Below are 12,898 nucleotides of genomic sequence, written 5' to 3' on the forward strand. Positions count from 1 at the left end.
ATGTCGCGCATTTTCGGCTAGAATGCGTGAGGCTGACAAGCTGGAGTGACGAAGGATGAGCAATCCGCCAGTCGCTGATTTCATCGCGAGAGAGGCGCGTTTCGGCGCCCGCAATTACGAGCCGCTCGGCGTCGTCTTGTCGCGCGGCGAAGGCGTCTTCGTATGGGACACCCAGGGCAACCGCTATCTGGATTGCCTCTCCGCCTATTCGGCTCTCAACCAGGGCCACTGCCACCCGAAGATTCTGGCCGCCATGGTCGAGCAGGCGGGCCGACTGACCCTGACCTCGCGTGCATTCCACAACGACCAGCTCGCCCCGTTCTACGAGGAGATTGCGGAGCTGACCGGCTCGCACAAGGTGCTGCCGATGAACAGCGGGGCCGAGGCGGTGGAGAGCGCGATCAAGTCCGTGCGCAAATGGGGCTATGAGGTGAAGGGGGTGCCGGACGGGCAAGCCGAGATCATCGTCTGCGCCAACAATTTCCACGGACGCACGCTTGGTGTGGTCGGCTTCTCGACCGATCCGGCAACGCGCGGACACTTCGGACCGTTCGCACCAGGCTTCAGGATCATTCCATTTGGCGATGCGGCAGCCCTCGAGGAGGCGATCACGCCGAACACCGTCGCCTTCCTGGTCGAGCCGATCCAAGGCGAAGCCGGCGTCATCGTTCCGCCGGCAGGCTATTTCACAGGGGTCCGCGAGCTCTGCACGACTCATGAGGTGATGCTGATCCTTGACGAGATCCAGACCGGGCTCGGCCGCACCGGCAAGCTGCTCGCAGAACAGCACGAAGGCATCGAGGCGGACGTGACGCTGCTCGGCAAAGCCTTGTCAGGCGGTTTCTATCCCGTCTCGGCCGTGCTTTCGAACAACGAAGTCCTCGGCACGCTGAAGCCTGGCCAGCACGGCTCGACGTTTGGCGGCAATCCGCTCGCATGTGCCGTGGCGCGCGCAGCGCTCCGCGTGCTCGTCGAGGAAGGGATGATCGAGAACGCCGCGGTGCAGGGCGAACGTTTTCTGGAAGGCCTCAGAAGCATCCGCGCCAACACCGTCCGCGACGTGCGCGGACGCGGACTGATGCTGGCGGTCGAACTACATCCGGAGGCCGGCCCCGCGCGCCGCTACTGCGAGGCTCTGCAGGTTGAAGGCATCCTCGCCAAGGATACCCATGAGCACACGATCCGTATCGCTCCGCCACTGGTGATCACCAGTGATCAGGTCGACTGGGCGCTGGAACGCTTCGCCACCACACTGACGCGGGATTTTCCCTGAGGCGGCCTGCGTCGGAAAACCGCAAGGCAGGTTGTCGTTGACAACGAACGATATCGTCACCTGCGCGTTGAACGATTGCGGGCGACGGGGACGAGCGTGGAGTTGCGATCATGCTTCCGCGTGGTGTTTGCTTTTCGGCGTTTTTGGTTAGTGTCTCGATAGTCGCGGCGAGCCTCAGTGCGGCCGCCCAGGACCACCATGGAAGGGGTGGACCACCGGCACCGGCTGCGCGCCCAGCCGCGCCACCTGCGATGGCCCGTCCGGCGGCGCCGCCAGCCATGGCGCATCCCGCCGCGCCGGCGTTCCATCCACCGGCCATGCCGCAGCGCCCCGCGATGGCGCCACATCCGGCGCCTCACATCGCCTCACCGCCGCCGCGTCCGACCCCACACTTCGCTGCGCCGCCGCCGCGAGCTGCCCCGCACGTGGCGGCCCCGCGACCTGAATTCCATCACCCGCAAGCAGCGCCACAGCGTCCGGCCATGGCGCCGCGGCCGACGCCGCATATCGCCGCCCCCTCACGCCCAAGCGCGCCACCGACCGTGAGCGCGCGGCCGTCGCGACAGGAGCAGATGGAACAGCGCGCGCAACAGCACCAGCAGCAGATCCAGCAGCGCCAGCAAATGGTTCAGCAACGGCAGCGCGACGCGCTGTCGCGCCAGAGCGCGGAGCGTCAGACCCGCATCGATCGGATGCAACAGCGCGTCCAGCAATTGCAGTCGCAGAAGCCGGAAGGCATGCGGGCGCAACGTGCACAGGAGCGGATGCTGCAGACGCAGAATCGCCTACTCCAGCGCGAGCAAGGCATGCAGCAGCGCGATCAGGCGCGCCTGCAGCGGTTGGGACCTGAGCCCGCGGCAGCTGGGCGAGCCGCCGCCGTGCAGGCCGCCGAGCGCGGGCGATTTGCGCAACGCTTCCGCGAGCAGGCTACTGCGCAAAGCCAGGCGGCGCTCATCACCCGCCAGAGCGGCTGGGCTCCCCGGCAGGCATGGCGGCACCGCCATCCTGCGGTCTTCGTGGCGTGGCTGGGGCCGGTGTTCTGGCCGTATGCCTACTCCGACATTTTTGACTACACGTTCTGGTCCTACGCGTACGAACCCGGCTACTGGGCCTATGCCTACGACGACTTCGTCGACACCGTGTTCTGGGGCGGGGATGGCGCCTATTCCGCCTATGCCAGCACCAACCCGTATGACTATCCGCAGACCGGTGGCAGCTACCGCGCGCGACGGGGCACCAGCGCAAGCCCGCAGGCGCTACGGCAATTGTGCGACGCTCCGGACAAGGGCGTGACTGCCTGGCCGATCGCGTCGATCACGCAGGCGGTCCGGCCGACGCCCGAGCAGCGCAGCCTGCTCGACGACTTGAAGGCCGCGGCGGCACAGGCTGCCGATGCATTCAAGCAATCCTGCAACGATTCCTATGCGCTGACGCCGCCCGGCCGCCTGCGCGCGATGACGAGCCGCGTCAGCGCCACGCTCGAGGCGGTGAAGATCGTTCGGCCGGCGCTCGAGAAATTCTATGGTTCGCTCAGCGACGAGCAGCAGGCGCGTTTCAACGCGCTCGGTCCCAATGTCGGCGAGCCTTCGCAACAGCAACCCCAGCAGCAGGAAGCAAATGCTCAGCCCGGGAACTGCGGCGATCCGAAATCAAGCCTGACGCAGCTGCCGATCGAACGGATCGACGCAGTGGTACAGCCGGCCGGGCAAGCAGAAGGAAGCGCTCGACCGCCTGAGCGACGCGACGAAACAAGCGGTTCAAGGGCTGCAAGCTGCCTGCCCGGATGAGGTACCGTTGACACCAGTCGGGCGGCTGGAAGCGATGCAGAAGCGACTCGAAGCCATGCTGGAGGCGGCCAATCGGGTGCAGCCTGCGTTGGACGAGTTCTACGCGACGCTGAGCAGCGAGCAGAAGGCGCGCTTCAACACGATGCCCCGGACGGCAAGCCAGTGATTGCCACCAGCGTTGCTTGAGACATGATTCTAAACCACGGTCCGGTGCCGCGCGATGCAGGTGCGCAGCACCTCATCCATCGGCTTGTCCCACCAGCCGTTGGAGAATATCTCAATCTCGGAATAGCCGGCGTAGCCTTGAGCCTCAACCGCGTCGCGCAACCGCTTGATGTCGATGACGCCGTCGCCCATCATGCCGCGGTCGTTGAGGATGTCCTTGGTCGGCACCAGCCAGTCGCAGACATGGAACGCAAGCAGGCGGTCCCGGCCCGCGCGCGCGATCTGTGCCATCAGCTCGGGATCCCACCAGATGTGATAGACGTCGAGCGCAACGCCAAGCATGCCGCTGCGACCTGGGTCGAGCCGATCGCAGATGTCGAGCGCCTGTTTTGTCGTGTTCACACAGGCGCGGTCAGCGGCATAGGCCGGATGCAGGGGCTCGATCGCAAGCGGCAGTTTTGCCTGCCTGGCATAATCGAGCATTTCACCGAGAGCATCCTCGACCTGCGCACGCGCTGCGACGATATCTTTCGAGGCGCCACTGCCCGGCCGCGAATATTGCGGCAGGCCGCCGACGACCAGCACAATGCAGGAGGCGCCGAGCGACTTGGCTTCGTCCACGCAGCGGCGATTGTCGTCGCGCACCTCCGCGCGGCGCGCAGCGTCGGACGTGAACATGCCGCCGCGGCAATAGCCGGAGAGTTCCAGCCCGGCGTCGCGCACCGCTTGTACGGCGCGATCGAGCCCGACGGCGGCGACCTGATCGCGCCAGGGATCGATGGCGCGGATGCCGTGCCGCGCGCAGGCATCGATGATGGCGACGAGGTCGCCCTGCTTGCGGACCGTTGCCGTGTTCAGCGACAGCCAGCGATGATCAGAAGAGAAGTCGCGCATCAGGCTTCGATTCCGCGCGAGGCCATCACGGTCTTCATCCGCTGTGTCGCGGCTTCCGGATTGGCGAGCAGCCCGGCCTGATCGGCGAGCCGGAACAGCTCGGCCAGATGCAATGTCGAGCGCGCGCTCTCCTGGCCACCAACCATCGTGAAATGATCCTGATGACCATTCAGATAGGCCATGAAGACCACGCCGGTCTTGTAGAAGCGCGTCGGCGCCTTGAAGATGTGACGCGACAGCAGCACCGTCGGCCCGAGCACATCGTGGAAGCCGGCCTCATCGCCGGCCGCCAGCCGCGACAGCGCATAGGAGGCCGCCGGCGCGATCGCATCGAAGATGCCGAGCAGTGCGTGCGAAAAGCCCTGCGCGTCGCCGGCGATCAGCTCCGCATAGTTGAAGTCATCGCCGGTATACATCTTGATGCGCTTGTCGAGGCGACGGCGCATGTCGATCTCGCGCTGCTTGTCGAGCAGCGAGACTTTGACGCCATCGACCTTGGCGGCATTGCCGTTGATGATCGCGACGGCGGTGTCCATCGCCTTGTCCAGATCCTGGGTGCCCCAATAGCCCGTCAGGGCCGGATCGAACATGTCGCCGAGCCAGTGGATGATCACGGGCTCGCGGACTTGCGACAATACGCGGTCATAGACCTTGGCGTAGTCCTCGGCATTGCGGCCGAGCTTTGCCAGCGCGCGCGAGGCCATCAGGATGATGCGGCCGCCGATCTTCTCGATTGCCGCAATTTGTTCCTCATAGGCGCGGATCACATCGTCGATGCCTTTGGCATCCTCGACCGCGAGGTGATCGGTGCCCGCCCCCGAGAACACCAGCGCATTGCGCGGCTTTGCGGCCGCAACCGAACGCGTGATCAATTCCAGCGAGGTCGGCCAGTCCAGCCCCATGCCGCGCTGCGCAGTGTCCATGGCTTCGGCAACACCAAGGCCGAGATCCCAGACGTGCTCGCGGAAGGCAATGGTCTTGTCCCAGTCGATGGCGGCGGAGAGCCAGGGATCGTTGTCGGCGAGCGGATCGGCCACCATGTGCGCGGCCGAGAACGCAACGCGGTTCAGCGTACCCTCGAGCTTTGCAGGGAAACTGCGCGAGGCGGCGAGCCGATAGGTCTCGATCGAGCGATCGGCCCTGGGCAGCTTGAGCGACAAAGACGACATCGGCGGGACTGGCTTGTTCATGGCTCCCTCCTCAGAGTTTGATCGGTGCGACGTCGATCCAGCGCCGCTCCTTCCAGCTCTTCAGCGCACATTCGGCGAGCTGCACGCCCTTGGCGCCTTCGAGCAGCGTGAACTTGTACGGCGCATCCTCGAAGACGTGCCGGATGTACATCTCCCACTGCTCCTTGAAGCCGTTGTCGTAGGAGACGTTGTCCGGCAGCTTCTGCCAGTCGCCATAGAAATCATGCAGCCGCTTCTCGTCGGGATTCCACACCGGCCGGGGCGTCGCCTGGCGTGCCTGGATCACGCAGTCGGTGAGGCCCGCCACCGCAGAGCCAAGCGTGCCGTCGACCTGGAAGGTGACGAGATCATCGCGATAGACGCGCGTTACCCAGGACATATTGATATGGGCGATGATGCCGCCCTTGAGCTGGAAGGTGGCGTAGGCGGAGTCATCGGCCGTCGCCTTGTACTTCTGTCCCTGCTCGTCATAGCGCTCGGGGATGTCGGTATTGCCGATGCAGACCACGCTTTCGACGTCGCCAAAGAGGTTGTCGAGCACGTAGCGCCAGTGGCAGACCATATCCAGGATGATGCCGCAACCATCCTCATTGCGATAGTTCCAGGATGGCCGCTGCGCCTCCTGCCAGCCGCCTTCGAACACCCAATAGCCGAACTCGCCGCGCACCGAGAGGATGCGGCCGAAGAATCCGGAATCGCGCAGGAATGCGAGCTTCTTCAATCCCGGCAGGAACAGCTTGTCCTGCACCGTGCCGTGCTTGACGCCCTTCGCGTTGGCGAGCCGCACCACTTCGACGGCTTCCTCGAAATTGGTCGCAATGGGCTTCTCGCAATAGACGTGCTTGCCGGCGTTGATGGCGCGGGTCAGCAGGTTCGGCCGCGCCTGCGTGGTCGCGGCGTCGAAGAACACGCTATCGTTCTTGTCGGCGAGCGCCGCATCGAGATCGGTGGTCCAGCGCGTGATGTTGAACTGTCTGGCCAGCCGCTCGACCTTGTCGGCACTACGGCCGACCAGGATCGGATCAGGCATCACGCGGTCGCCGTTCTTCAAGCGGACGCCGCCCTGGTCGCGGATCGCGACGATCGAGCGGATCAGATGCTGGTTGAGCCCCATGCGGCCGGTGACGCCGTTCATGATGAGGCCGAGGCGTTGCGTGGTCATGCCAATTGCTCCTGAAGTGATCCTGGCTGTTCGAGCGGTGCCAGCGCCGACCAGTCCGGATGGACCGACGTCGCAAAGCCCGGTGTGGCGAGCGATCCCGTCAGGAGATCGCCGTCGTGAATCTTGAGCCGGACGCCTTGGCCGGTATCGGCATAGAGATCGGGATGCGCAGCGGCGAAGGCTTGTGCCTCGGCCGCAGGCGCATCGCCAAAGCCGTCGACATAATGATGGCCGTTGCGCTCGGCATGGGCGATGCCGATGAACGCGCCGAGCGCGAGATCCTGCTGCACGGCCAGGCCCGCCTGGCAGGTCAGATCCTCGCTGGTGATGAAAAACCGCTCCCCACCGGCGCTCCACTTCGCCGCGCGCGTCGCGTTGATGATCGACTTGTAGAGGCCCTTGCAGGATTTCGACGAAATGCCGCGATAGCCCAGCGCCCGTGCCGCGGGGAAGGCGTCGTAGGCATCGTCAGCTTCGTCGATGATGAAATTGCGTGCCGCGAGCGAGCCGAGCGGCGTCTGCCGGCTGATATCGCGGGGCATCGGCTGCTCGATGTAGAGCAGTTGTGCCGCGATCGGCCGCAGCGCCGCGTCCCGGTCGAGACGATCGAGCAGCGCACGGAGCGCGGCGAGATCGGCGTATTGTTCGTTGGCGTCGAGCGAGACCTTGTAGCCATGTCCGCGCGCCGCAAGCTCGGTGCCGATGCGCGCCAGCCGCCTTGCATCATCTTGCGGATCGCCGGAAAGCTTGAGCTTGAAATAGCGCGCCCCGCCGTTTTCCTGCGCATCAGCGACGCCGCCCTTCCCTTCGATATTGTCGTCGAGACCAACCGTATGCCTGACCGCGACCCGCGGCAGCGGCTTACGGTCGCCCAGGAATTTTGCGATGTCGGCGCGGACCAGTTCGGGCGCAAGCCGGGCATCGACGCCGGCGATGTTCTCGGCCATGCCATCGAAGAAATTCGTCCCGGCTGCCCGCAGCAGCGCATCGAGGATGGCCTTGTCGATCTCGGCGGGGCCATAGGCAGCCGCGAGCGCTGGGATGTCACCTTTCGCGCAGGCGGCAACATGTGCACCGATACAGGCGGCGTGCAGGCCGAATGCGGTATGGAATCCGGATTGCGCCAGATAGAGCCCTCGCGCGATCCCGAGCGAACGCCTGAGCTCATCGACCGTCTGCTCCGGCGACAGCTCGGGCCGCTTGTCGAACCATTTCGGCACCATCAGCTCGGCACTGGCGCCGACTGCGGTTCCCTCACCCGTCCCCTTGCCCTCGACCTCGATCTCGACCCGGACGAAGATCTGCGGCGTTGCGTTGACCGTAACAGCGCCAAAACGGAACGGCCGCGCGAAGCGCACGGGCCGTTCGAAGAATGCGAGGTCTCGCAGCTTCAGGCGCACAGGCATGGTCCCAGGGCATATGGAGTTGATGGAGACAGATTGAGCCGCGATGACGGTGCACCTCTCCCGCTTGCGGGAGAGGTCGGCGCGTAGCGCCGGGTGAGGGCTTTCTCCTCTTGGGGGTTCTCGATTGCGGATGCACCCTCTCCCCAACCCTCCCCCGCAAGCGGGGGAGGGAGCGCACCGTTCTTGTGGTCGCGATCAAAAGACATCACATCAAGCCTTAGTCCAGCGACCCCTGCGTAAAGAAATGCTTGCGGATGCGTTGCACGAGTTCGGTGAAGACGGGATCGGCCATCACGTCGAGCGAGCGCGGGCGCGGCAGCGGCACGTCATAGATCGCCGCGATCGCGCCAGGCCGCTCGGTCATGACCAGGACGCGATCGGCGAGGAACACGGCCTCCGGAATCGAATGCGTGATCAGCAGCACCGTCTTACCGGTCTCGCGCTGGATCCGCATCAGCTCCACATTCATGCGCTCGCGCGTCAGGGCATCGAGCGCACCGAACGGCTCGTCCATCAGCATGATCTTGGGATCGTGCACCAGCGCGCGGCAGATCGAGGCGCGCTGCTGCATGCCGCCGGAGAGCTGCCAGGGCAGCTTCTTCTCAAAACCTTCAAGGCCGACCAGCTTCAATAGTTGCTTTGCGCGCTCGAGATATTTCGCCCGCGGCAGCCGCTTCATGTCGATCGGCAGCATCACGTTGGAGAGGATGTTGCGCCAGGGCAGCAGCAGCGCGTTCTGGAAGACGATGCCGACATTGCCGTGCGGCTTCGTCACCGTCTCGCCGTCGACCTGGATCTCGCCGCTCGACGGCGGCAAGAGCCCGGAGATCAGTTTCAGCAGCGTGGACTTGCCGCAGCCGGACGGGCCGACCACGACGAAGAATTCGCCCTCGTTGATGCGGAAGTCGAGGGGCTTGAGCGACGGCACGTCGCCGTCGCGCGATCTGTAGGTTTTGGACACGCCGGACAGCGTAATGCCCGATGCTTCGCTGCCGGCCCGGTCGCTCACCAGTCGCAGATGAGCGGCCGGCTGCACGGCGTCGCTTGGTCTGGCCGCCGATTTCACGAGTCGCCCTTCGGCAGGTAGTCGTTGGTGTAGAACGCCTTCGGGTTCTCCTTGGCCTTGGCGTCGAGACCGCCATAGTCGACCAGCAGGTTGACCGTATCGGTCATATTCTGGTCGGTGACCTGGAACGGGCGCTTGTTCTTGGTCTCCGGCGTGCGGTAGAGCGGAATGGTCAGCTCGAAGCCCTGCGTCAGCGTGTCGATCTTGCCGCCCTTCGGATTGGCGTCGAGGATCGACTGCGCGGCAGCTTTTGGGTCCTTCTCGGCGGCTTCCACCGCCTTGGTCGTCGCCGACATGAAGCGGCGGACGAGATCTGCATGGGCCTTCACGTAGTCCGCGTTGGCGATGATGCCCGAGGAGACCATGTTGATGCCGTAGTCGGCGAACTTGATCGGATAGACGTCCTTGCCGGTCGCATCCTTGATCTTCATCGACTGGTCCATGACGTAGCCGAGGAGGAGATCGGCCTGGCCGTTGACGACGGCGTTGAGCTTGGTCTGGCCGTCACCGGCAACGGTCTGGAACTCGCTCTCCTTCAGGCCCGTCTTCTTCAGGAACAGCGGCCAGATCTGCGTCATCGAGTCCGCGGGCGTGATCGCCACTGTCTTGCCCCTGATGTCCTCGGGCTTCCTGATGTTCTTGTCGACGAACCCCATCGCCGACATCGGGCTGGTCTGGAGCAACACGCCGGTCGCGATCACAGGCGCGCCCTTGATCGCGGCGCGCATCATGGTGGGCACGTCGACATAGCCGAAGTCGGCGGTCTTGGCCGCAACGGCCTGCGTTGTTGCCGCCGAGCCGCGGCCTTCCTGGATCTCGAGGTCGATGCCTTCGGCGGCGTAGATGCCCTTGGCCTTGCCGTAGTAGAACGGCGCGTGCTCGCCATAGACGTACCAGTTGAGCATCAGCACGACCTTGTCGGCGGCCTGCGCCGGCGCGACGCCGAGCGCCATCAGCGCCACCGAGACAGCTCCTATCAACCGCTTCATCGCTACTCCTCCCACTCCCTTTTTTGGCTTCGGCCGTTGCTGGCCGCTGGTTGGCTTATGAGGCGAAAATGACATCCTCGCGCTGGCTGACATGCCAGGGAATGACGAGGCGCTCGATGCGGTCGACGATCCAGAACAGCACCACGCCGAGCAGCGCCAGGATGACCAGCGCCGCGAACATCGTCGGCAGGTCGAACGTTCCGATCGAGCGCTGCATGACGTAGCCGATGCCGGAATTGGAACCGACGAACTCGCCGACCACGGCGCCGACCACGGCGAGGGTCACCGAGACTTTCAGGCCGGAGAAGATCGCCGGCAGCGCATGCGGCAGGTTCACCGCGAGGAACACCTGGAAGCGGCTGCCCTGCATGGCGCGGGCGAGATCGACCATGTCAGGATCGACCGATTTGAAGCCCTGCACGGCGGAGACAACGACGGGGAAGAACCCGAGCAGGAATGCGGAAATCACTTTTGGAATGATGCCGAAGCCGAACCAGACCACGAACAAGGGCGCGATCGCGATCTTCGGCACGGACTGCGAGAACACCAGAAGCGGATAGACGTAGCTCTCCACCGTCTTCGAGCCCGCGATCAGCATCGCCACGGGAATGCCGAACAGCGCGGACAGCAGGAAGCCGCAGATCGTCGCATAGGTCGTCGGCCAGGACTGCCGCAACAGTTCCGGCCAATCGGTGCGCAGCACGGCGACGACGTCGGCCGGTGCCGGGATCTGGTAGGCGGGGATCCTGAACAGCCGGATCGCGAGATCCCAGGCAATGACGACGAACACCAGGAACAGGAACGGCCGCACCCAGGCGGCATTCAGCATCTTCGACAGCGCGCCTTGCGGTCTGACCTCCGCCACGTCTCACTCCCGGTCTTCTTTTTCGTTCTCGGGAGAAATTAACTTGTTGGATAAATACTGTCCAGCGCTTTCCCTGTGGCGTTTTGTGGCGCCTGCCCGACCCGGCATTCCGAGAGCTTGATCGGATATCAAGGGCGATCGACGGGTTCCGCTCCGTTCGCCCGCTCCTGCGCATGTCGATGATCGCGCGCTGCTGATTTGCCCGACGCGTCAAAGGCTTCGCGCAACGCGCAAGGCGTTGGACCGGCGGCCGCCGGCTACTTTGCATGGGGTTGTTTTCGAGGTTTGGTTTGCCGTCGCGTCGGACGCTAGACCGGCTGGTGCTGCGGGACGCGCCGTTTCGACGCCTTGACCATGCCGAACAATTCCGCCGAGCGCCCGGTCAGCGCCGCCAGCACGAGACCGATCATATGCGCGAGCCGCTCCTCCTTGGCGTCTTTCCCGAGCAGGTCGCGGCCGAAAATCACGCTCAGCGTGGCGCTGTTGGAGAGATAGAAGAAGGTGAGCGCCGCGATCGAGATGTAGAGCTGCACCGGATCGACCGCGATCTGGAAGTCGCCGCTCTCGACGCCGCGGCGAACCACGGTGCGGATCATCTCGACGAAGGGCGAGTGCATCGACTTGACCTTGGTCGAGCGCTTCAGATGTCTTGCGCGCGAAAGATTCTCGGTCTGGAGCAGCGACAGGAATTCGGGATTTTGCAGGAAGTAATTCCAGGTGAACTCGATCAGCCGCTTGATGGCCTCGGGCGGATCGAGATGCTCGAGATCGAGCCCCCGCTCCTCGTTGCGTATCTTCTCATAGGCGCCCTCCAGCACCGCAAGATAAAGTTCGTCCTTCTTGCCGACGTGGTAGTAGAGCATGCGCTTGTTGGCGCCGGCCTTGGCCGCGATGCGGTCGACGCGGGCCCCCGCAAGGCCATGGGCCGAAAACTCCTGCTTCGCCGCTTCGAGGATGCGGAGCCGCATCCCTTCCGGGTCACGCTGCCATTTGAGAGCTCGTTTTGCCTTCGCCAAACCGGTTGCCCGCCGATGCCTGTCCGATTGCATGTATCACGCGCACAAGGATTTGAGAATGCGAGCGATCACGCCGCCGGCTTCGGTGCGCGCTCGAGGAGGATCGTCTGGATGCCGCAGGTGCGGCTGCGCACCGTCATCACCCGCGTGCCCGGCTTTCGGCCGTTGCGCACCTCGCTGACGTCGACGCCCGCGGCGATCAGGCGGGCGCGGGTCGCTTCGATGTCGGCGACGCGCCAGCTCAGGCCCCAGAGCCGGTCATGACTGAGGTCGCCGCCCGCGACCGGCCGGCGCACCACCTCGACGATGAGGTCGCCGCAGCGGAAGAACATCAGCTGGCCCCAGTCGTGATGCGAGCGGTCGAGCGCCAGATCGAGCCCGAGCCGGGCGCCATAGAGCGCCGCGGCACGCTCGGAATCCTCGGTCGCGACCACGACGTGGTCGAGCCCTTCGATCGGGCCGACGTCGGTCACATCTGAAATCGGGCGCTGCTCGGCGAGCTCGAGAAAGAACATGCGCACGCCGCGCGTGAGCTCGGTGGCCGTGCGGGTGCGCTTCCAGTGCAGCACCGCGCCGCTCTCGGCGTCGCGGCTCTCGACCTCCACGACCGGCTCCGGCTTCAGCGCCACACGGTCGAGCCGCCGGTGCATCTTGCCGACGTCTGCGACGCGGAAGCACAGGCTTGCGAGCACGCCCTCGTGGTCGTCCAGCAGCGCACGCATCCGGTCGGCGGTGACGCTGAAGCCGCTCGGCGCCATCAATTCCAGCGTCATATTGTCGAGGGTGAACAGCACGCGATCGGCGCCGTCGCCGGAGTTCTGCCAGGCCGGCGCCCGTGCCAGCAGGGTCTGATAGGCGGCCTTGGCGGCGCCGATATCGCTGACCAGGGCGACCACGTGATCGAGGCCGGTGATCATTATTCCCCCCTATTTGACCGCCCCGGAACAACGGGTCGAAATACGGCATTTGTCCGGGCTTGGCATTGCCCAGCGATGGTCGTATTCCGGCCCTATGCTCACCTCAAGCGCCGAGGGCGGTGCCTGTGCGAATAATTTCCGCGTTCCATCCGCGGAAGCGGTGCTAAT

Annotated in this window: 12 protein-coding genes; 3 read left to right on the forward strand and 9 right to left on the reverse strand. The window is 64.8% G+C overall.

The genetic code is table 11. The annotated features are described in order from the left end of the window. Positions 1 to 55 precede the first annotated feature (55 nt). From rocD to NLM33_RS13150, 3 genes are all read left to right on the forward strand, one after another. Positions 56 to 1,273, forward strand: a complete 1,218-nt coding sequence (gene rocD, locus NLM33_RS13140; protein WP_254096463.1) for an ornithine--oxo-acid transaminase — start codon at positions 56 to 58, stop codon at positions 1,271 to 1,273. A 572-nt stretch (positions 1,274 to 1,845) separates the two neighbouring features. Continuing rightward, positions 1,846 to 3,060, forward strand: a complete 1,215-nt coding sequence (locus NLM33_RS13145; protein ID WP_254096464.1) for a Spy/CpxP family protein refolding chaperone — start codon at positions 1,846 to 1,848, stop codon at positions 3,058 to 3,060. Further along, complete coding sequence (locus NLM33_RS13150) at positions 3,038 to 3,226, forward strand: Spy/CpxP family protein refolding chaperone (RefSeq protein WP_254105786.1); 189 nt, start codon at positions 3,038 to 3,040, stop codon at positions 3,224 to 3,226. Before NLM33_RS13145 ends, NLM33_RS13150 begins: the two co-directional genes overlap by 23 nt. A 29-nt stretch (positions 3,227 to 3,255) precedes the next feature. Here NLM33_RS13150 and NLM33_RS13155 read toward each other — a convergent pair whose 3' ends face one another. From NLM33_RS13155 to NLM33_RS13195, 9 genes are all read right to left on the reverse strand, one after another. After that, the gene (locus NLM33_RS13155; protein ID WP_254096465.1) at positions 3,256 to 4,119 is read right to left on the reverse strand and encodes a sugar phosphate isomerase/epimerase; all 864 of its coding nucleotides are present in this window, start codon (positions 4,117 to 4,119) and stop codon (positions 3,256 to 3,258) included. Continuing rightward, on the reverse strand, positions 4,119 to 5,309 hold the full coding sequence (locus tag NLM33_RS13160; RefSeq protein ID WP_254096466.1) for a dihydrodipicolinate synthase family protein: 1,191 nt from the start codon (positions 5,307 to 5,309) through the stop codon (positions 4,119 to 4,121). The genes NLM33_RS13155 and NLM33_RS13160 overlap by 1 nt, the downstream gene beginning before the upstream one ends. A 10-nt stretch (positions 5,310 to 5,319) precedes the next feature. Further along, positions 5,320 to 6,471 (reverse strand): Gfo/Idh/MocA family protein, encoded by a 1,152-nt coding sequence (locus tag NLM33_RS13165; protein WP_254096467.1) that lies wholly within the window; start codon positions 6,469 to 6,471, stop codon positions 5,320 to 5,322. Next, positions 6,468 to 7,877 (reverse strand): hypothetical protein, encoded by a 1,410-nt coding sequence (locus tag NLM33_RS13170; protein ID WP_254096468.1) that lies wholly within the window; start codon positions 7,875 to 7,877, stop codon positions 6,468 to 6,470. The genes NLM33_RS13165 and NLM33_RS13170 overlap by 4 nt, the downstream gene beginning before the upstream one ends. 217 nt (positions 7,878 to 8,094) lie before the next feature. Next, positions 8,095 to 8,943, reverse strand: a complete 849-nt coding sequence (locus tag NLM33_RS13175) for an ABC transporter ATP-binding protein (protein WP_254096469.1) — start codon at positions 8,941 to 8,943, stop codon at positions 8,095 to 8,097. Next, on the reverse strand, positions 8,940 to 9,932 hold the full coding sequence (locus NLM33_RS13180; protein WP_254096470.1) for an ABC transporter substrate-binding protein: 993 nt from the start codon (positions 9,930 to 9,932) through the stop codon (positions 8,940 to 8,942). The genes NLM33_RS13175 and NLM33_RS13180 overlap by 4 nt, the downstream gene beginning before the upstream one ends. Before the next feature lie 55 nt (positions 9,933 to 9,987). Continuing rightward, complete coding sequence (locus tag NLM33_RS13185; RefSeq protein ID WP_254096471.1) at positions 9,988 to 10,797, reverse strand: ABC transporter permease; 810 nt, start codon at positions 10,795 to 10,797, stop codon at positions 9,988 to 9,990. A 308-nt stretch (positions 10,798 to 11,105) separates the two neighbouring features. After that, a complete protein-coding gene (locus NLM33_RS13190) occupies positions 11,106 to 11,813 on the reverse strand; it encodes a TetR/AcrR family transcriptional regulator (protein WP_254096472.1) in 708 nt (235 codons plus the stop codon). Positions 11,814 to 11,881: 68 nt separating this feature from the next. Further along, a complete protein-coding gene (locus NLM33_RS13195; RefSeq protein ID WP_254096473.1) occupies positions 11,882 to 12,730 on the reverse strand; it encodes a VOC family protein in 849 nt (282 codons plus the stop codon). Positions 12,731 to 12,898 lie beyond the last annotated feature (168 nt).

This window comes from Bradyrhizobium sp. CCGUVB1N3 (assembly GCF_024199925.1).
GTDB lineage: Bacteria > Pseudomonadota > Alphaproteobacteria > Rhizobiales > Xanthobacteraceae > Bradyrhizobium.

Bases quoted from the DNA above. Each gene is read 5' to 3' on its own strand.
- rocD (WP_254096463.1), top strand. From the start codon at position 56: ATGAGCAATCCGCCAGTCGCTGATTTCATCGCGAGAGAGGCGCGTTTC.
- NLM33_RS13145 (WP_254096464.1), top strand. From the start codon at position 1,846: ATGGAACAGCGCGCGCAACAGCACCAGCAGCAGATCCAGCAGCGCCAG.
- NLM33_RS13155 (WP_254096465.1), bottom strand. From the start codon at position 4,119: ATGCGCGACTTCTCTTCTGATCATCGCTGGCTGTCGCTGAACACGGCA.
- NLM33_RS13160 (WP_254096466.1), bottom strand. From the start codon at position 5,309: ATGAACAAGCCAGTCCCGCCGATGTCGTCTTTGTCGCTCAAGCTGCCC.
- NLM33_RS13165 (WP_254096467.1), bottom strand. From the start codon at position 6,471: ATGACCACGCAACGCCTCGGCCTCATCATGAACGGCGTCACCGGCCGC.
- NLM33_RS13170 (WP_254096468.1), bottom strand. From the start codon at position 7,877: ATGCCTGTGCGCCTGAAGCTGCGAGACCTCGCATTCTTCGAACGGCCC.
- NLM33_RS13180 (WP_254096470.1), bottom strand. From the start codon at position 9,932: ATGAAGCGGTTGATAGGAGCTGTCTCGGTGGCGCTGATGGCGCTCGGC.
- NLM33_RS13195 (WP_254096473.1), bottom strand. From the start codon at position 12,730: ATGATCACCGGCCTCGATCACGTGGTCGCCCTGGTCAGCGATATCGGC.